The sequence below is a fragment of the Sphingobacterium corticis genome, assembly GCF_042684745.1.
GTDB classification, from domain to species: domain Bacteria; phylum Bacteroidota; class Bacteroidia; order Sphingobacteriales; family Sphingobacteriaceae; genus Sphingobacterium; species Sphingobacterium corticis.
On sequence record NZ_JBHUMA010000006.1, the window covers coordinates 214,514 to 232,775 of the forward strand.

17 protein-coding genes are annotated in these 18,262 nt (G+C 38.0%); 7 read left to right on the forward strand and 10 right to left on the reverse strand.

Annotated elements, in window-relative coordinates; all coding sequences use genetic code 11:
* Window positions 1-152: 152 nt before the first annotated feature.
* Complete coding sequence (locus tag ACFSQ3_RS07045; RefSeq protein ID WP_380868814.1) at window positions 153-2,105, reverse strand: heavy metal translocating P-type ATPase; 1,953 nt, start codon at window positions 2,103-2,105, stop codon at window positions 153-155.
* A gap of 287 nt (window positions 2,106-2,392) precedes the next feature.
* On the opposite strand from ACFSQ3_RS07045, the gene ACFSQ3_RS07050 reads away from it, so the two are divergent.
* Window positions 2,393-4,384, forward strand: coding sequence for a BCCT family transporter (locus ACFSQ3_RS07050; protein WP_380868815.1), 1,992 nt, complete (start codon window positions 2,393-2,395; stop codon window positions 4,382-4,384).
* 123 nt (window positions 4,385-4,507) lie between these two features.
* On the opposite strand, the gene ACFSQ3_RS07055 is transcribed toward ACFSQ3_RS07050, so the two are convergent.
* Complete coding sequence (locus tag ACFSQ3_RS07055) at window positions 4,508-5,461, reverse strand: alpha/beta hydrolase (protein ID WP_380868817.1); 954 nt, start codon at window positions 5,459-5,461, stop codon at window positions 4,508-4,510.
* A 263-nt stretch (window positions 5,462-5,724) separates the two neighbouring features.
* On the opposite strand from ACFSQ3_RS07055, the gene ACFSQ3_RS07060 reads away from it, so the two are divergent.
* On the forward strand, window positions 5,725-6,432 hold the full coding sequence (locus ACFSQ3_RS07060; RefSeq protein WP_380868819.1) for a hypothetical protein: 708 nt from the start codon (window positions 5,725-5,727) through the stop codon (window positions 6,430-6,432).
* Window positions 6,433-6,694: 262 nt separating this feature from the next.
* On the opposite strand, the gene ACFSQ3_RS07065 is transcribed toward ACFSQ3_RS07060, so the two are convergent.
* The 3 genes from ACFSQ3_RS07065 to ACFSQ3_RS07075 all read right to left on the reverse strand — a co-directional run bounded on the left by ACFSQ3_RS07065 (window position 6,695) and on the right by ACFSQ3_RS07075 (window position 8,214).
* Window positions 6,695-7,069: a DUF4260 domain-containing protein gene (locus tag ACFSQ3_RS07065; protein WP_380868821.1), complete on the reverse strand. Its 375-nt coding sequence runs from the start codon at window positions 7,067-7,069 to the stop codon at window positions 6,695-6,697.
* Window positions 7,070-7,149: 80 nt separating this feature from the next.
* The gene (locus tag ACFSQ3_RS07070) at window positions 7,150-7,743 is read right to left on the reverse strand and encodes a Crp/Fnr family transcriptional regulator (protein ID WP_380868822.1); all 594 of its coding nucleotides are present in this window, start codon (window positions 7,741-7,743) and stop codon (window positions 7,150-7,152) included.
* Window positions 7,744-7,857: 114 nt separating this feature from the next.
* Window positions 7,858-8,214, reverse strand: coding sequence for a VOC family protein (locus ACFSQ3_RS07075; RefSeq protein WP_380868824.1), 357 nt, complete (start codon window positions 8,212-8,214; stop codon window positions 7,858-7,860).
* Between the two features lie 165 nt (window positions 8,215-8,379).
* On the opposite strand from ACFSQ3_RS07075, the gene ACFSQ3_RS07080 reads away from it, so the two are divergent.
* The gene (locus ACFSQ3_RS07080) at window positions 8,380-8,655 is read left to right on the forward strand and encodes a winged helix-turn-helix transcriptional regulator (RefSeq protein WP_380868826.1); all 276 of its coding nucleotides are present in this window, start codon (window positions 8,380-8,382) and stop codon (window positions 8,653-8,655) included.
* Window positions 8,656-8,981: 326 nt separating this feature from the next.
* On the opposite strand, the gene ACFSQ3_RS07085 is transcribed toward ACFSQ3_RS07080, so the two are convergent.
* Complete coding sequence (locus ACFSQ3_RS07085; RefSeq protein ID WP_380868828.1) at window positions 8,982-9,353, reverse strand: response regulator; 372 nt, start codon at window positions 9,351-9,353, stop codon at window positions 8,982-8,984.
* Between the two features lie 248 nt (window positions 9,354-9,601).
* On the opposite strand from ACFSQ3_RS07085, the gene ACFSQ3_RS07090 reads away from it, so the two are divergent.
* The gene (locus ACFSQ3_RS07090) at window positions 9,602-10,054 is read left to right on the forward strand and encodes an SRPBCC family protein (RefSeq protein WP_380868830.1); all 453 of its coding nucleotides are present in this window, start codon (window positions 9,602-9,604) and stop codon (window positions 10,052-10,054) included.
* 58 nt (window positions 10,055-10,112) lie between these two features.
* On the opposite strand, the gene ACFSQ3_RS07095 is transcribed toward ACFSQ3_RS07090, so the two are convergent.
* Window positions 10,113-10,343 carry a hypothetical protein gene (locus tag ACFSQ3_RS07095; RefSeq protein WP_380868832.1) on the reverse strand — a complete coding sequence of 77 codons (231 nt, stop codon included), beginning with the start codon at window positions 10,341-10,343 and terminating at the stop codon, window positions 10,113-10,115.
* 391 nt (window positions 10,344-10,734) lie between these two features.
* Between ACFSQ3_RS07095 and ACFSQ3_RS07100 the strand changes: the two genes are divergently transcribed.
* Window positions 10,735-13,245: an ATP-binding protein gene (locus ACFSQ3_RS07100; protein WP_380868834.1), complete on the forward strand. Its 2,511-nt coding sequence runs from the start codon at window positions 10,735-10,737 to the stop codon at window positions 13,243-13,245.
* Here ACFSQ3_RS07100 and ACFSQ3_RS07105 read toward each other — a convergent pair.
* On the reverse strand, window positions 13,216-14,382 hold the full coding sequence (locus ACFSQ3_RS07105; RefSeq protein ID WP_380868836.1) for a calcium:proton antiporter: 1,167 nt from the start codon (window positions 14,380-14,382) through the stop codon (window positions 13,216-13,218). The two genes, ACFSQ3_RS07100 and ACFSQ3_RS07105, sit on opposite strands and share 30 nt — an antisense overlap.
* A gap of 613 nt (window positions 14,383-14,995) precedes the next feature.
* Between ACFSQ3_RS07105 and ACFSQ3_RS07110 the strand changes: the two genes are divergently transcribed.
* On the forward strand, window positions 14,996-16,225 hold the full coding sequence (locus ACFSQ3_RS07110) for a tyrosine-type recombinase/integrase (protein ID WP_380868838.1): 1,230 nt from the start codon (window positions 14,996-14,998) through the stop codon (window positions 16,223-16,225).
* Window positions 16,226-16,232: 7 nt separating this feature from the next.
* Here the strand turns inward: ACFSQ3_RS07110 and ACFSQ3_RS07115 are convergent, their stop codons facing one another.
* Window positions 16,233-16,727, reverse strand: a complete 495-nt coding sequence (locus tag ACFSQ3_RS07115) for a GNAT family N-acetyltransferase (protein ID WP_380868840.1) — start codon at window positions 16,725-16,727, stop codon at window positions 16,233-16,235.
* Window positions 16,696-17,010, reverse strand: coding sequence for a type II toxin-antitoxin system TacA family antitoxin (locus ACFSQ3_RS07120; protein WP_380868842.1), 315 nt, complete (start codon window positions 17,008-17,010; stop codon window positions 16,696-16,698). Before ACFSQ3_RS07120 ends, ACFSQ3_RS07115 begins: the two co-directional genes overlap by 32 nt.
* 72 nt (window positions 17,011-17,082) lie before the next feature.
* Here ACFSQ3_RS07120 and ACFSQ3_RS07125 point away from each other — a divergent pair, with 72 nt between their 5' ends.
* On the forward strand, window positions 17,083-18,255 hold the full coding sequence (locus tag ACFSQ3_RS07125) for a hypothetical protein (RefSeq protein ID WP_380868843.1): 1,173 nt from the start codon (window positions 17,083-17,085) through the stop codon (window positions 18,253-18,255).
* Window positions 18,256-18,262: the final 7 nt, after the last annotated feature.

Sequence of the window (18,262 nt, forward strand, 5' to 3'; positions counted from 1 at the left end):
AAATGAACAGACTGGTCTGTTTTTTTTATCAAAAATATTTCAGCGATTTTTTCATCGACCAGTTTTATCGTTTAGTATCTTATATGTCTATTTGCGCTAGATATCTTTACCGCATCAAGACAACAATCTTATCCCATGCATAAATAAAATTTTTAAAGAAAATCTCCACGTTGGATGCGTATAGCATTTAAAATAGCAAGCAAAGCCACGCCAACGTCCGCAAACACCGCTTCCCACATGGAAGCCAATCCGCCGGCACCCAAAATCAATACCATTGCTTTTACGAAGAAAGCTAACGCGATGTTCTGCCAAACAATCTGTCGTGTTTTTTTACCGATCTGTATAGCAATCGGAATTTTGTAAGGATTATCATCCTGAATGATAACGTCGGCGGTCTCGACTGTAGCGTCACTTCCCAATCCACCCATGGCGATGCCAACGTCGCTCAAAGCGACAACAGGAGCATCATTTAAGCCATCACCAACAAATGCCACTGTTGCTCCGGTTCGTTTGATGGCTTCAAAATGACGGACCTTATCTTCCGGAAGCAGTTCGCCATGAGCTGCATCAATTTTCAAATCATTCGCCACCGCTTCGACCACAGAAGATTTGTCTCCACTTAACATCGTGGTTTTTATGTTCATAGCAGAAAGCTTGCGAATGGTATCCGCTGCGCTGTGTTTAATGCGATCCGCAATTGTGATATGACCTGCAAATTTTCCATCGAATGCAATCGCAATGGTTGTATAAACAAGCGATTTCGGATCCATATCGTACGAAACCTCAAATCGATCCATCAATTTGAAATTACCAACCAAAAGTTCCTTTCCTTCAAAAAATGCGCGCAAACCCTGACCCGCGATTTCTTCTACCTGATCCAACTTGATATCACTTATTTGGTCGCCTACATAGTTTTTAATGGCCGAAGCAATAGGATGGGAGCTGTAGCTTTCCAGTGCGTTTACAAAATCCAACATCCGTGTTTTATCAAAGGAATCATGCATGCTTACCTGCTGCACCTGAAAAATTCCCTCGGTCATAGTTCCGGTTTTATCCATGACCACATGGTCGACATTCGCCAAAACATCCAAAAAGTTGCTTCCTTTACATAAAATTCCATGGCGACTAGCAGCGCCGATTCCGCCAAAATAACCGAGTGGGATCGAAATAACTAACGCGCAAGGGCAGGAGAGAACCAAAAAGACCAACGCACGATACAGCCAAGTTTCAAAAACGTAATTGTCGACGAAAAAATAGGGAAGCAACCAAATGCCAAGCGCCAAAAACACCACAATGGGTGTGTATATTTTGGCAAACTTTCGGATGAAAAGTTCGGTCGGTGCTTTCTGCGTAGTAGCGTGCTGGACCAATTCCAATATTTTGCTCAATTTGCTGTCTGTATAAGCTTTTCCCACACGAACCTGACTTGGTGCGTTGAGATTTATCATTCCGGCAAGTACTTCTTGTCCCCTAAACTTGGTATTCGGTTTACTTTCTCCTGTCAAAGCTGCAGTATCAAAAGAGGCGCGTTCTGATATCAATTCACCATCAAGTGCTAATTTTTCTCCGGATTTTAGTTGCAAAATCGTACCGATTCCTACCTCCGCCGCTTTGGTAATTATTTGTTTTCCATTTACCAAGGTGGTTACTTGATCTGGCCGCTGGTCGAGTAGGGTTTGGATGTTAGTTTTCGCTCGTGATACGGCTAAATTTTGAAAGGCTTCTCCCACAGAATAAAATAACATCACGGCAACAGCTTCTAGATATTGACCAATGTAAAATGCGCCTAATGTTGCAATGCCCATCAAGAAAAACTCCGAAAAAACATCTCCTTTGCGAATACTTCGCCATGCGTCCTTTAAAACAGGAAATCCGACGATCGCATAAGCCAATACATACCAAGCCAACAAAATTTCGTTTTCAAACCAGTTGTTTGCGATGAAATGATCGTAAGAAAGCGCCGAAAGCAATAATATTAAAGCAATAATCGACGGCAGGAAGAGTTTCCATCGGTTCGTTTCAGGATTATGCGAATCCGTTAGATTTTCCACGTGCGATTCGCAGCAGCAACTGCTCGTCGTAGGATGTGCGTGTTGGTCCGCCATAGCTTAGCGTTTTGCTTTAAGTTGTTACTAATTTACGAAAATCGTATGTGGTTTCTATTTCATCGTAAAGAAATAACATGATGCCATTATGATCGACATACTTTACGCTATCAAAGATCTTTCAATAAACGATCAACATGATGTTTATAGTTGTTAACTATTAGTTATTTTTATTTTTATTGATTTTTAGTAAAGCGATACAGCGTAATAATGGCGTTTGTTTATAATTATGATTCAATTTTGAACAATTTGTTTACTGTCGAGTTTATCCATCAGAAATACGTTTTATGAGAAAATTGAAAACTACTATGGATTTGGGCGTAAGTATCCCGAGTCTGTTATTTATTTTGGGCGTCTGCGTGTTGTCAGCTATAGCACCTGAATCTACAGAAAAAGCGCTAACCGTCATCAAGGAGTTCGTTTTTGTCAACTTAAATTGGGTGTATGTTTGGGCAATTACCATTTTTGTAGTTTTCTTAGGATTCTTAACTTTTAGCAAATATGGCAATATCAAGCTAGGCGCTAATGATAGTAAACCCGAGCACTCATTTTTTTCCTGGGTTTCTATGTTGTTTGCCGCAGGAATGGGAATTGGATTGATGTATTTCAGCGTGGCGGAACCGATGACGCACTATACTTCGGAAGCTTTCGCCGAAACCAATTATGAAAATAGAGCGCGTAATGCACAATTGTACACTTTCTTTCATTATGGTATCCATGCTTGGGCGATCTATGGATTAGTAGGATTGGCATTAGCGTATTTTGCGTTTCGATACAAACTACCGCTTTCGCTTAGAAGCTGTTTATATCCGCTATTGAAAGACAGGGTAACTGGAAAATGGGGAACTACGATTGATGTATTTGCGTTATGTAGTACATTTTTCGGCATTACCACTACCTTAGGGTTTGGTGTAGTCCAAATCAATTCCGGGTTGGAACGTCTTGGAATCGTTCCGGAAACAAGCTTCCTATATCAATGCATTTTGGTTTCTATTATGGTTTCTTTGTCGATTATATCCGCAATATCTGGGGTAGATAAAGGTATCAAACTGCTTAGTAACGCAAATTTAATTGCCGCTATTTTTCTGCTTTTATTGGTGCTATTTCTTGGTCCTACAAATTATATTATTGCATCGTTTACCGGTGGAATCGGTAACTATATTAACAACTTTTTCAATTTAACGTTCGATACACACATCTACGAAGAGCAAACATTGCCTTGGTTTTACAATTGGACGATATTGTATTGGGCATGGTGGATTTCTTGGGCGCCATTCGTAGGACTATTTATTGCCAAAATATCGCGAGGGCGCACGATACGCGAATTTATTGCTGCGGTATTGTTGCTGCCAACTTTGTTTGTCTTTATTTGGATGACCGTTTTTGGGAACAGCGCAATATGGACAGATGTTCATATCGCATCAGGAGCACTCGGAGCGATGGTCTCCGATCCAGATTCTATGATGTTTGAATTCTTCAATTATCTACCTTGGTCAAATGTGTTAAGTGTATTAGCAATTGTCATCGTGATTATTTTCTTTGTTACATCAGCCGATTCAGGAATTTTAGTAATGAATACGATTGCTACTCGAAATGCCAAGCATTCACCCAAATGGCAAACGATATTTTGGGGCGTCTTATTGGCTTTGTTGGCGCTGATGTTGCTCAATGCCGGCGGTCTGCAATCTTTGCAAATCATGACATTGATTACCGCACTCCCATTTTCTGTGATCATGGTGCTGTTCGCGGTCGCTTTGTTGAAAGCCCTAATTATTGACCAGAATTATTACGATAGCCAATTTTCAGTTACTACCATTCCTTGGTCGGGCGAATTTTGGAAAGATCGACTGAAGAAGATCGTACGATTCAATACGCAGGATGCTGTGCACCAATACATCCAAAATGAAGTTCAACCAGCATTTAATGAGTTGAAGGAAGAGTTTGCGAAAAATAATATCCACGCTACCATCAAGAAATTGGAAAATCCGCTTCGCATAGAAATAGATATCGCGCATGATGCGGTGGATGATTTTCTGTATGGCGTAAAATGTCAACGTAAACAAGTCGCGGAATTTTTTGTGAAAGAAGATAACCTTCCAGACGTGGAAAATGCAAAAACATATTATCCGAAAACATATTTTGGCGATGGGCGCGATGGTTACGACGTGAAATATTTCACTAAAAATGAACTGATCAGCGACGTGCTTAAGCACTATGATCGTTTTTTAGGTATTGTTTCTAAAGAGGATAATGAGTTGTTTGTGAGTAATAATGAGTAGGTAATCAGGAAAGCTCATTTTCTAATAAGGGTATTTTATTCATAATTACGCAGTGATAGCGCGATTTATGATTTAACAAAACAAGCATACCTTGGCGCAAGCTTGTTTTGTTTCGAACTAAATCTATTTTTTTGCGTAACAAGTCCGCAGAAAGCTAAACCAGGAAGAAACTCCCCCTGTCAAGTGCGTTTCTAGGGGAATTAGTTCGCTGGTAACTCGCATACCGGATAGTGGAAATTGTGATGCCTTTGCAATTAACTCACTCGTTCCTCGAGCAGTAAGCCATTGATAAGGACCGAAATCGGCAAGTTCTCTAGCTCCAAGCGTAATATGTAAGTGTCTTCCAGAATAGTCCTTTTTGGAAGATACTGATTCATCGTACATTTTATAGATAGAGCTATCGTTTCCAACGATGCCGGGACTTCCAGCGCCAATATATTTAAATAATTCGGACTTTTTCAAGGCTACATAGGACGTAAAAAGTCCGCCATAAGAGAAGCCCCAAATGCCAGCATCATTTTTGTCGATTCGATAAGCTTCTTCTAAATGAGGATGAAGTTCATTTTCTAAAAAGCTTAGAAATTTGTCACCAGCGGGTTTCCCGAACATCTCGCGGTATATCTCACTCTTTTCTTGTGATACAAGACCTGCTTGAACGCTTGCATCTAATGTTTGATAAAAGATTTCGGGAACACTTTCTTCCGGTGGTACCAAATCGCGCACGCGTAACCAGTCCCATTCTTGACTTTCTTGTTCAGAATACCCTATGGAAACTAGAATAAAAGGTCGCAAAGTTGACATGATGTCGCCGTGTGTAGCCAAGTGGAACGGGGCGGTTGATGGGAAATAGATGTTGGCATCTAATTGGTACACCACCGGAAATAGCTCGTTTTCGTTGTCTGCATAGGTAGCAGGTAAAGTGACAAATGCCGAAAATCTGTTTCCCGCACTTTCCGAATCAATTTCGAAATAATGAGTGTTTGGAAACACAGTATGGAATGAGGGAACTAATTTTTCTAATGACGAATGGATCGTTTTCTGTTTAGAGGTGATCTTGTTTGAATTATTTTCATTCATAGTTTTGAAATTAAGTTGACTCACAATTATACTGACTTTTTTACTTAAATAGTTAATTTATCAATTTTTTAACACTTTTTATCTGTAGGGAATTGGGGTAAGCCGTGGGTCAATAAATGTTGAATTTTCCGCTCGTCGACTTTCAATTATTTTTGTAAATTTAACCTTCGATATGAAATTAAACGATCACAATACGGGACATTGGATTCGTATTTAAGAAATCTTCATTGTTCAAAAAATATCGCACTTTATCCTAACCATCTATGAATAAGCTAAAACTAACATTTCTTTCCGTTTCCATTCTGTTTGTCATGAGCTCCTGTGTAACTACCCTCCTAAAAGTTGCCGGAATACACGAGATTAAAAGTTTTAACGCCGTTGAATATCAAAAGAAGTCCGACCAGCTCACAAAAAAATATCCAGGCCAAAAAGTTAGTTTTGCTATTTCGGACACAAGTTCAGTTCGGTATTCGGCGCTTTTCGATTCGATATATCCCAATTTTTCGCTTCAGCCTATACAGATACTTTATTTCGACAAGCAACGAAAGCTTGTGTCGTATCATACAAACTGTTTAGCTCCCGGAAGTATCAATAAACTCAATTGGAATCATGAACAGCGACTGGAGCAATATTTCCCTAAGTCGGCGGCTGATGTATCTCACGAAACGTGGACATTAGATGATCTCATTCAAAAAGTCGGGCTAAGCGAATCTACGATACCTCGCAATAAGGACGTTGTGGTATTTATGTGGTCGAATATGCTCAAACGGGAAATCAATAACGCTAATAGCACGATGATTAGTAACATTGTTGATCATTTAGATAAGAAGGATTATCCCTTTATCATATATTTAAACGTAGACAAACTGCTCGCTTCCTCTTATAACGATGCGCTTACACAAGAGTTTTTACAGCGCGTACTTACTGAAAGTGAGTACAACAAACATCCGTTAAATAAGAAGAAGATTTAATCCGGCTAAAATATCGCGTTTCTGAAAGCAATATCTATACATTGAAGCGCATTGAGAGCGAAATTGCCCATCGATTTAGATAAGTTTGCCTTAAAACGTTGCGAACGGTAAATATTTTTACTATTTATATGCTGGCAAAATGAATTAGTTGTCAATTCGGCAACTTATTCGTTTTATACATATTGTTCACAATCGTCAACAACGATGCAGGTTGACTGAAATAGTTCTTTTCTAAGGCGCTGACTTTAATAGTTAGATAAAGCTAATTCGACAACTTTCGTTTGTGTCCAATTGTACCTAGATGTGTAAATTGAAAACCCGCTTCTAGTTTTAATCCGTATCCCATCAGCCTGTCTAAGCTACTGTGTCCGATCAATACTAAACCTGCCAATTCTACGTAAGGCAATTGTAATATAAAGCCGAATATGGCGAGTATTGCCGCAAAGGTTTGGTGATGTAAAACATTGTAACTAATCGCTCCAACGCGGTTTCCGAATGCATAGCCAAACATGCTTAAATCTGGTAATAGAAAGATGAGTATCCAAATCCACCAAGCGAAATTTACATCCATTGTGTGTATTAATAACACGCTTATGATAAATGGGGCAATGGCTTCCGCCTGTAAAATCTTTTTCATTTTCGTATATGTTTGATACGCAAATGTCATGAAACGAAAATTGTAAGCCGTTAACAAAAGCTAATAAATTCATTTTAGAATTATCTTTGCGAAAAGATCCTTTTTCGTATTCTGCTCAGGCTAACGGGACTGACCCCCAGATAGTCAGCGATATAATGCTGTGGTATTTGTTCTACAATTTTACGTTTGTTTCCTTGAATCAATTGTAGATAGCGATCCTTAGGAGAAAGTACAAGCAAATCGACCATTCTTTCTTCCAGTCCAATTGCGAGGTATTCGGCAAGTTTTCGTCCAAATCTTTCCCAAACTTTTGATTCATCGAAAAGCGACGTCAGTAAGCTGTACGGAAACGTTATAAGTTTGCAATCGGTTAGAGCTTGAATAGACATTTTGGAAGGCGCGTTGGTAAGGGCGCTGAAATACGCGCTAACAAGATGATCTGCAAAATAAAAGTAGGTCGTCTTTTCTTCTCCGTCGCGCGTATAATAATGCCGCATATTTCCATCTAAAATAAAACCAATTCTGTTCTCTTTTTTACCTTCAACAATCCATTTTTCACCCTTTTTTAGGTTAACATAGGAGATGTTATGCGCAATGAGTTCCCAGTTTCTATCGTCTATTTCCAGCAGTTGATTGATAGTTCGACGTAGTCTTTGCAAATCTGAAATTTCCATAATGCAATTTAACAGATCGAAACGCAATTTTTATCCTTTGGTTACGAATTCATGCATGATGATGGCACCCCCCCCCGTCATAAATGTTAGATTATGGCGCTATTTTACTCACATTTATTCATTCAGCTGGAGGTATTCAATTATTTTTCCATCTGGTTGCTCAACGATAAATCGAATTCCAGTGCTGACGCGATTGATAGGAATTATAATATTTTTCGCCACCTTGCTTAATATTTCCCAAAACGGTTGAAGGTCATCAACGATGAATATGGCATGTACAAGACTCGGAATCTCTAAGGCCTTAGGAGAACTTACCGCACCAAGCACGACAAAGCTATCTATCGCACTCAGTTTATAGCCATCATGTTCGGCAGTTATATCAACTTCCTTACCTGTGATCTTTTTATAAAACGCTACTGTTTTGTCAAACTCATCTGTAGCTATTGGTAGCATTACTCTTCGTATTTCCATAACGTAATGATTAACTTTGGTACAAAGCTATTATCCACCTCGGATGTAGGCAATAACTCACTTTTTAATGAGTCGTGTAATATGGGAACTATAATCAAAAAAGGCAGTAGTAATCAGATAAATAGGAACTCCTTAGTAGGACGATGTAGTGTTAACGATACGCTTATGATCACGGGTAAACGCTGGCTAATGATGGTTCTATATGAAATTTCTTTAGGGAATAATCAGTTTTCGGCTTTGCAAAAAAGCATTCCAGAAATCTCTCAGCAGGTTTTAGCGACACGTATCCAAGATCTTGTAGATCAAGAGTTAATCACTAAACACGAAGTGATGAACACGGTACCTACCCAGGTAACTTACTTGTTAAGTAAAAAGGCAGAGGAATTATTGTTATTGATGGATGGATTGTTTCAATGGACGAAGCAATGGAGTGGTAAATAATCAGCAATAGTTTGATGTGCTCGTGTATAAAGATGTCTGATTAATTCTGATAAGATGGATCTTAGAATATATAGTTTTTAGTCAAACCAATTGCTGTCCTAAATTAGGCCTTGTCATTTGCAAGCACTTGATAAAATCGGCTAAAAACGCGTTTGAAATTTTCTTTTGCGATACCAATTTCTGAATTTGTGACGGAAATTTTCGCAGAAGTTCCAACCCGAAAAACGGGTAGAATATATTTGCTTGGATTCTCTGTATAAGCTAGCACTGTTATGCTATTAAATCAAACGAAATAGGAAATCTTTCTAATTATCTTCGATCGCTCGTCATTTTGAACTGTCGGGTATTAGGCGGTTCAACGCATCTTCAAAATCCTCGATATCGAATGGTTTGGATAGAAAAATATCAGCCTTACTATCTTTTGCCAAATTTTCGAAATCTGTATTAGCAGAATAAAAGATAATCGGAATGTGCGCTGTTGAAGCCGTATTTTTGAGCATGTCTATTGACGATAATCCTCCTTCGCCGGGGATCCAATTATCCATCACGACAAGGTCGGGAGCCTCTTCCAACACATCGTTCAAAACATTATCTGTTTTTGTTCGAAACGCAACTTCAAATCCCAATTGCTGTGCGAGTATCCCCGAAAATTCAGCAGTAGCATTATCATCCTCAAAAATTAAAATTTTTTTATTCATAGTTGTATAGTGCCCAGCAAAGCATGAAGAATTACAAATATAACTAAATTATTTAGTATTTATCGATTAGCCACGTTTTGCAGTCGTCTATTTAATCATCTATGTTGCGTTTTAAAGTATAAATACCCTACTGGTTTTAGCTTTACTCGATCGTGAAGTTACTTATACCTTTTGTTGCTAAATAATAGTATATAATAAAACTAATTATGCGGCATTATGTTCTTTAAATGCAATCAATTTTTTTTAATATGGTAAAAAATAATATAGAAGTTACGAAAGAATTCACGGTGGATGTTGCGTCCGTATACAGCGCTTGGACGGATCAACAGAAATTGAAATCTTGGTGGAAGCCGCTAGAAAAAACCTTGAAACATGTGGATATTAAACAGGGAGAGAAAGAAGTCGTTTATCATTTTTCGGACGATAACGTCGACGAGAAAGATCTGATTATAAAAAGCGAATATCATGAGCAGGTTGAAAATGAGCGCTTGGAATATTCATGGAATTGGTATTTCGATGATTTACCTATCAAAGATGGATTTTATACACTAAAAGTGACGTTCGAAGAATTGGAGAATGGGTCTAGCATAACGGTTGTACAGGAAAACGAGTCGGAAGAGGAAGGTGTACATCCGCATTCGGAAGGCTGGGAAGATGCTTTAAACCAGTTGAAATCATATGTGGAATCGACCCATGATTAAAAACGAAGAAGGCTTTCAAATTTTGAAAGCCTTCTTCAATTAGTTAAGATTTCAAATCTTAATCGTGCCCTTCTGTCTTTACGATCTTGTTGTAGATACCAAGAAGCAAGAACGGTGCAGCCCATTGTCCTACGAAAAGTGCGTTTTTGTCTTTACATAAGCATTTCAACGTTAGAGAAATTCCCATCGATGCAACCGCGGCACCTAAAAATACAATTGATGGTATTTTTGACGTTTGATCTTCTACCACTTTTGTTAATTTTCCTTCGTTACCTGTTCCTAAAGCCATAATAAATTTTTTAGTGTGATTTAATCTGTTTAATAGTATAAAAACATTCTATTTATTCAACATACGATGATAGAAACAGTTTGGCCGACAAGCACTCGTTCAGTGATGTAAAAACACCTGATTCTTTTTCGTATTAATTCCAGAAGCAAGCATTAGATAGTTTGATATTCATGTAATGATCATCAAAGTCAGTCGCAACCTATTTAAATAATACGAATCTAGCGGATAGTTTTGCATGAATTGGCTAACACAGTTTTTTAAAAACATCGCAACATCGCCTCCAAACTAAAACCATTTTTCACAAAAACGCTTTTACACATAATTACATCTATTTTTTTAGGTGCAGAAAAACGTAATTTAGTTACCATATTTAATGAACTGATATCCGAATATGTCTGATGAATTCTCTGATCACGGCGAAAGCAGTAGGCTAGATGCTTTACATTCCTATGATATTCTCGATACGCCATCCGAAGTGGATTTTGATGAAATTACCAATTTGGCTGCCGCAATATGTAATACACCTATAGCTTTAGTCAGTTTCGTTGACAAAAATAGGCAATGGTTTAAATCTGTAAAAGGCCTAGATCTTCGCCAAACTGCTAGATCAATGTCTTTCTGTACGGTAGCAATTCAGAATCCGAAACAAATCCTTCAAGTCGAAAACACCCATCAGGACGATAGGTTCAAATCGAATCCATTGGTAACAGGTGATCCAAAAATTGGTTTCTATGCAGGTATGTCTATTGTGGATGAAAGCGGGCATGCCTTAGGGACGGTTTGTGTGATAGATACAATAGAACGCAAACTTACCGCAGATCAAGAAATGGCGTTGCGTATCCTTTCTAAACAAATTGCAGAGAAGCTGACGCTGAGGAAAAGGGTAAAACAGCTGGAGGTAGCTCGACAAGAGAGCAAAACGTTTGAACAAGGTCTCTTAAGGACTGAAAAATACCTTCGTAATGTCATAAATCAAGCCCCAACTGCTATTGTTATATTCAGCGGCTCCCAAATGATAATAGATTCCGTCAATCCGTTAATGCTGACGTTGCTGAATAAAGATGAGGGTATTAAAGGAAAGGCTTTTTTGGAAGTGTTATCCAATCCTGAAGATCAAGAGGTTTGGGAAATTCTCCGCGAGATCTATCGTACTGGCCAACCCATGCTTAAAAAAGATCAAGCAGTTTCTAAAAGAGGAACTGGAAAATCGGAAATAGCTTATTACGATTACATTTACACCCCGATCGTAGAAAATAATGCGGTCGTTGGTATCATCAATATGGCCACCGAGGTAACTGATAGAGTGATAAACAGCGTTCAGTATAAAGAAAATGAAGCAAAATTATTAGAAACTAATGGACATCTTTGGGAGCTGAATAACGCGCTGAGCGCATCTGAACTAACCTTGAAAAATTTGTATCGTGATTTAGGTGTTAAAGAGGCGCGATTACAATACATCCTTGATTCATTGGGAGAAGGTGTGGGGATTACGGATGAGAAAGGGAACATTGTTTATACAAATCGCCGCAATCAGGAGATTTTTCAAGTGAATAAGGATGACATGCTCAAGTTGAGCAATACATCGGTAATATGGGGCAACAAACGCTTGAACGGTACACCACTGCCCGACGATGAACATCCGGTGACGATAACCTTAAAAACGGGCGAAACGGTTCGAAATTTTGAATTTCTCGTTCGCGACTCGAATGGTACATCGATTTACTTAAGTATGAATACCAGTCCCATAAAGAATGATCGGGGAGAAGTCACCGGAGCTATTGCCAGTTTTTCCGATATTTCTGAGAGAATTCTTCTCCATCAACGTTTGACGGAGAGTAGGGAGAGTTTACAAATGGCATTGGCTTCAGCTAACTTAGGAACTTGGTATATCAATGCGGATACACTAGAGTTTCTGCCATCGGATCGATTGAAGGAGTTGTTTGGTTTTTATGCTGACGACGAGATGCCTTATGAAGCGGCAATAGAACAAATTGTCGATTCGCATCGAACCAGAGTAACAGAGTTGGTCAACGCGGCTATCGAGTCCGGCGAGCCGTATGATTTGGAATACCCGATCATAGGTTTTCATGACAAAAAATTACGATGGGTGCACGCTACCGGTCGATTATACGCTTTTGAGGGTGAAGAAAAGAAATCCCACTTTTCCGGTACAATTGCAGATATAACCAGTAGAAAAATGGACGAGCAGCGACGCAACGATTTGATTGCCATGGTAAGCCATGAGCTGCGCACACCACTCACATCGCTCAGCGGCTATTTGCAAATTCTGACGGGTAAAATCAAGCGTGGTCAAAATGATACGGCGCTAGAACTTGGTACTAAGGCTCAGAATCAAGTCGACAAAATGATTGGTATGGTTAAGGGGTTCTTAGATGTTGCTCGTAGCGGAGAGGGAAAAATATATTTAGATACTACGCGTTTTGATATGTCTGATTTAATTCAATCCGTTCAGAGCGAGATGTCGTCCACAGTTATTGGTCATAGTTTACTATTTAGTCCGGTTGAGAAAGTTACAGTGGAAGCCGACTTTGCTAAGATTGAGCAAGTTATTGTGAATTTTATCGGGAATTCCATCAAGTATGCCCGAAATAATTCGCCTATAAACATTTCGTGCTTTCGCAAAAGTAATTCCGTGGTGGTTGAGGTAAAGGACGAAGGAGTAGGTGTATCAGAAAGAGATCAGCGGTATATATTTGATCGATTTTATCGCGCAGAAAACTCACAAGTCCAGTTAAAATCCGGGTTTGGTATTGGGCTGTACATCTGTAAGGAAATAATCATACGGCATGGCGGTGAAATTGGTGTTAGCAGTGAGTTGGGGAGAGGAAGTACATTTTGGTTTTCACTGCCGTTAACCAGCGAAAATCAAAAGTACGAATAGCGCAAAAAGGCCCAAGTGGGCAACACCCAAAATTGGAGAAGTTCGTCGGCCTTGGAAACTGATTAAACTCAACAACAATGTAAGCACAAATAAAATCATTTCTGATGGAGATAATCCGAACAAAACAGGTTTGGAACTGACTAATCCAACGATTAATACCGCTGGCACAGTTAAGCCGACCGTAGAAACAAAAGCTCCGTGGCATAAATTGATGGTACGTTGAAATTCATTGTTTCTTGCGGCCTGAATAGCAGTTATCGATTCTGGAATAAATACGATCATCGCAATAAGAACGCCACCAAGGGAGATTGGCAACCCAGTCGCCGCTATTCCAAAATCTACCACAGTAGCCATATTATGAGATAGTAGCACAATCGGTAGGATCATTAATATGAGTATAATGGATCGAGTGAAAATTTCAGATTTATCTGTACCCAACGGAGTGACATCCTTGTCAAAGGAAACTTCCTCTGGCTTTAATTCTCGATTTCTCGGATAGGGAATATCCATCATTCCTGCTTCAGGCTGCACATAGAGGTGTCGATAATCCGTGATTTGATATTTTAGAAAGAATGCATAAATAATGAAAACAATAATGGCCACTGCAATCGATTGTACGAAAGTAAATTCTCCAGTGCCTTTGCCGATTACAAAGTTTGGTAGTATTAGAGCCGTTCCACCTAATATAATGATCATAGCAAAATAAGTCAGTGCTCCTGAAGCATTGTACTCCTGCTCCTTATGACGAAGGTTCCCTAAGAGGATACACAGTCCGATCACCAAGTTCATGATAATCATCATCACAGAAAAAGTAGAATCTTTTCCAATGGTACTCGATGATTCAGCGGGTCCCAACATGACAGCACTGATTAGAATAACTTCGATAGATGCAATGGACAAGGTTAGAATAAGTGTTCCGTAAGGCTCGCCGAGTTTGTGCGCTAATTGATCCGCTTGTTTTACTACCCCGAACGACGCCACGATAATCGTAATCAAAAGAATGACAAAGCTCAATCCCGCGCCAATGTTAGACATACCTGTCGTGAAACTGTGTCTACCGAATAAAGAGATCATTCCTACCATTGCCCAAATGAAGGATAGTCTATAGATAGTCGCTCGGGATAAGATCTGTTTCATGCGAAGTGAAGTGTGTAATTTTAAAATGATCGCAAATCTCCAGATTATTGCGCTGAATATATTTTACATAGGATAAAAAATAGGAGCGAAGTATTTCGAACAACTTTTATAAGCTATTTCGTGGCTATTCATTTCGAATACTAGGTAGTTTAGCTCACTCGATCGATGAGGTCGTTTGGTAGTATAAGTAGTAATTTTTTAGTTGACTATTCCTTTCCTTATTGATTGTTGATGATCAAACACCTTGGCGCTAACTGTTGCCATAATTTTAAAATTGTCACGCAAAAGGACTGTAACCTATTTGTAACCGTTTTACGTGAAGTTCAACAAAAAAGGATGTAAATCACACCAATCGGAGAACTCCAATTTAGCGCAGGGTACAAACTCCTAAAGTGCCCTGAGAAACGAAAAAAGCCGTTTTCCGTACAGAAAAACGACTTTTATACTTTGTGCGCCCACCTGCACTTATTTGCATTTTTAATTTGTTTTCATATACTTTAGTGTGTTGGTAATCAAATTGTTGTGAATATATTTTAAACTATATTAATTCATTTTAATACATTTTAATCTAAAATCTGCCCCCTTTGGTTCCCCTAATTTAATGTTTGTTACAATGAGGTATAATTTAGAAATCAGAAAAGACAAAGTGTCGAAAAACGGACTAGCGCCAATCAGATTGGTAGTGAAACATGAGAAAATTCGCATTCGCAAAAATCTCGAAGTGCGTAGTGCAATTGAAAATTGGGATACTGAAAATGAACTTATCGTTTTCGATCGGAAACATCCTTATCAAAAAGAGTATAAAGAATGGAACAGATCGCTCATCGAGATTAAAGACAAAGTGGAATCCATTTTTAAGTTTTTTGAATATAACGAAGTGGAATTTAACGAGAAGCAGTTCTTAGATCGATTTGAAAACGATGACAAGAATGTTGCCGTTGATTTCTTCGATGCTTTTGATGAATACATAAAAGTATCTAAGTTAACCAAGGCGGAAAGCTCTGTTAAGAAATTCATCACCACACGAAACAAGCTCATGCAGTTCAAATCTTTTACCAAATATCCTTTACGTTTTGACACGATTAATGTACGATTTGAGGAGGATTTTATGAATTATTGCTTTAATGAGAAAGAATATCTCAATAATTACTACAGTCGATTGATTGCTGTGATAAAAACCTTTATGACGTGGTCTAAGAAAAGAGGTTATCACAGTAGTGGCGAATACCATGACCTGAAACGTCTTGAAAATGAAACAGAAGTAATTCGTCTCACATACAAAGAGCTCATGGAATTGTATAACTACGACTTTAAAAATAAAGCCCTCGAAAGATCAAGGGATATGTTTTGCTTCGGTGCGTTCACAGCACTTCGTCATTCCGATGTTTTTCTTGTTTCAGACGCTAGGTTCGAAGAGAATTTTTTGAATATGACCATTGTTAAAACGAAAACCATGAATCACATAGTCCCCTTGATGGATACGTTAAAAGAATTGGTCTTGAAATATAAAGGGACGATTTACGAACCTATCCCAAAAATCACAAGTACTAAACTCAATAAAAACTTACAGAAATGTGCAGAAATATTGGGCTGGGATGAACGGGTGGTATTAACAAGGTATCGTGGTGCTAGACCTATAAGAAAGGAATTTCGTCGTTATGAATTGATCACAAGTCATGTAGCACGAAAAACGTTCATATCTGTCTCATTGGAACTTGGTATTCCTGAACGAGTTGTTAAAAACATTAGCAATCACAAAGACGAGCGTAGCTTCAGAAGATACGTAAAGTTAGAAGGCAGCTATTTGTCCAAAGAAATGACAAAATGGAATAAAGGTGCTTAACTCACCTTTATTCTTTTTCAAATAAAGTAGCTACTGTCTTGAGGGGAAGAAACATGCGCTTGGAATCCTTTAATTGGATAAAGCCAAATTTGGCGTAAAACTTTTCGGCAGATTCATTAATTGGATCTACTATAACGGCATGATTACCAACAAGATAACTAACTTCAATAATACGCTTTAGTGCATCAATTAATAGGATTTGTCCTAATTTGTTACCTTGATAGTCCACGTGAACAGCAAGACGACCGATGATCACAACTGGAATTTCAGTGTACTTTAATGAATTCTTAAGATCGTCGGGAATATCGTTCAGATCAACACTGCTAGAGGATAACGTGTAATAGGCAATTAAATTTGCATCCTCATCGTCGAGAACGCAGCAGACAGCCAATTTGCGTTTTACATCTTGGCTAACATATTGTTTAATGTAGTTGTCCAGTTCGACAACACCACAAGAAAAACCTTTTCGGTTATGCTTTTTTTCTAAAACCTTTAAGGTCATCCGATGAGAAATTGGAGAATTGATTGTAATCTTTTAATGCTGTCTTTAGTGCTTTATTTGGCGCTGGTGGATTCAGTAAGGTTTCGACAAAAAGAACCCTGTCGTCCATAGATTTTAGAATTTTAGATTCCTCTTCTATGATACGGTTAGCTTCATTTTTTGCCAAAGTCACAATAAACTCTGAAACAGTCTTAAAGCCACTGATCTCAGCAGCATATTTTATAAGCTCTTTATGCTCTTTGCTGATGCGTACATCAATCCTATCATTCACTAACGTAGCCATAAACCTAATCAATTAATAACACAAATGTACGTTATTTTTCCGTACATTTAAAGTAGTTTTAAATTTCTATCTATGAAAAGATCTAAATTTCTATCTAAATCTGATCAAACTATAATAATGCTATCTACTGACAAGATCAATTTTACTGATTTGATAGAATTGTCTGATGCCATTACAAAGGAATTTAGTGTTACAGATTATCTCGAATTAGACAGTCACTTTGATAGAATACCAGCATTACAAACTCTTTATCAAATTCTATACTCGGGAAGTGAAATTAAGAAAACATTCTCCACTGATATTTATAATGCTAAACTAAGTTTAAATGAAGGAGAATACATACTCTTTTTACTGAATAAAAAGAACGAGGCACTGAAATTCCAATCAATTTCCAGCTATATAAAATGCTTAATTGACTGGTATTTAATCCAATTAGATAGCGAAATTATTAGAAACATATCCGTGCTTAAGAACTATTTGAGCAACGGAATCAATACAGATAAGGACGCTCTTAGCATTTTTCTCGTCAATCCAAAGGACGATGCGCTGAAAAAATTTGAGCATTATATTTTCAAACAAACTTCTGTATTTGGCTTTGACACTTTGGCTCAAAATCTTCAAGTTTTTGCCGGGAGAACATATGATTTGATAAAGCTAGATCATATACCCTATTTGAATTTTTCAAATTATTCGAATCCATCCATTTTTGAAAATATAAATCAAGAATTTGTAACGTTTAAAGAAATTAATCAAATCTTGACCAACTACAATTACTTCCGAACAGATATACCATTGTTGAACCTTGACAACAAATTTCGATTAAACTTGGATCTTGATGTTAAAAGTCCTGACATCGTTAGGCGTGTGCTCTCCAATTATTTTGAACAAAGCACCGATTTAACAATTGATAAATATGGTAATCGAGTCTTCGACGTCTTTTGGGACAATATTAGTCTCTACCCATCAAAATATAAAATTCATGAATACTGCTATAACCAGAATCAAATTTCGGAAAGAATAAATGATGGCGTAAACTTGAAATATTTCATAGGATTGCTGAATAGACTGAGAGATGATGACCATCTTTCAAATGCAACCGCAAAATTTCCAATGATTCTTTACAATTATGTAAAGCGAATTAAACTTAAGCCAACTTCTATTAAACAGCTTTTCACAAAAGAAGATAATATTAATGAATCTGTCAGGGAAAACACAGATAACATGTATGAAAGATATTTATCTTAATTTCAGA

Bases quoted from the DNA above. Each gene is read 5' to 3' on its own strand.
- ACFSQ3_RS07045 (WP_380868814.1), bottom strand. From the start codon at position 2,105: ATGGCGGACCAACACGCACATCCTACGACGAGCAGTTGCTGCTGCGAA.
- ACFSQ3_RS07050 (WP_380868815.1), top strand. From the start codon at position 2,393: ATGAGAAAATTGAAAACTACTATGGATTTGGGCGTAAGTATCCCGAGT.
- ACFSQ3_RS07055 (WP_380868817.1), bottom strand. From the start codon at position 5,461: ATGAATGAAAATAATTCAAACAAGATCACCTCTAAACAGAAAACGATC.
- ACFSQ3_RS07060 (WP_380868819.1), top strand. From the start codon at position 5,725: ATGAATAAGCTAAAACTAACATTTCTTTCCGTTTCCATTCTGTTTGTC.
- ACFSQ3_RS07065 (WP_380868821.1), bottom strand. From the start codon at position 7,069: ATGAAAAAGATTTTACAGGCGGAAGCCATTGCCCCATTTATCATAAGC.
- ACFSQ3_RS07070 (WP_380868822.1), bottom strand. From the start codon at position 7,743: ATGGAAATTTCAGATTTGCAAAGACTACGTCGAACTATCAATCAACTG.
- ACFSQ3_RS07075 (WP_380868824.1), bottom strand. From the start codon at position 8,214: ATGGAAATACGAAGAGTAATGCTACCAATAGCTACAGATGAGTTTGAC.
- ACFSQ3_RS07080 (WP_380868826.1), top strand. From the start codon at position 8,380: ATGATCACGGGTAAACGCTGGCTAATGATGGTTCTATATGAAATTTCT.
- ACFSQ3_RS07085 (WP_380868828.1), bottom strand. From the start codon at position 9,353: ATGAATAAAAAAATTTTAATTTTTGAGGATGATAATGCTACTGCTGAA.
- ACFSQ3_RS07090 (WP_380868830.1), top strand. From the start codon at position 9,602: ATGGTAAAAAATAATATAGAAGTTACGAAAGAATTCACGGTGGATGTT.
- ACFSQ3_RS07095 (WP_380868832.1), bottom strand. From the start codon at position 10,343: ATGGCTTTAGGAACAGGTAACGAAGGAAAATTAACAAAAGTGGTAGAA.
- ACFSQ3_RS07100 (WP_380868834.1), top strand. From the start codon at position 10,735: ATGTCTGATGAATTCTCTGATCACGGCGAAAGCAGTAGGCTAGATGCT.
- ACFSQ3_RS07105 (WP_380868836.1), bottom strand. From the start codon at position 14,382: ATGAAACAGATCTTATCCCGAGCGACTATCTATAGACTATCCTTCATT.
- ACFSQ3_RS07110 (WP_380868838.1), top strand. From the start codon at position 14,996: ATGAGGTATAATTTAGAAATCAGAAAAGACAAAGTGTCGAAAAACGGA.
- ACFSQ3_RS07115 (WP_380868840.1), bottom strand. From the start codon at position 16,727: ATGACCTTAAAGGTTTTAGAAAAAAAGCATAACCGAAAAGGTTTTTCT.
- ACFSQ3_RS07120 (WP_380868842.1), bottom strand. From the start codon at position 17,010: ATGGCTACGTTAGTGAATGATAGGATTGATGTACGCATCAGCAAAGAG.
- ACFSQ3_RS07125 (WP_380868843.1), top strand. From the start codon at position 17,083: ATGAAAAGATCTAAATTTCTATCTAAATCTGATCAAACTATAATAATG.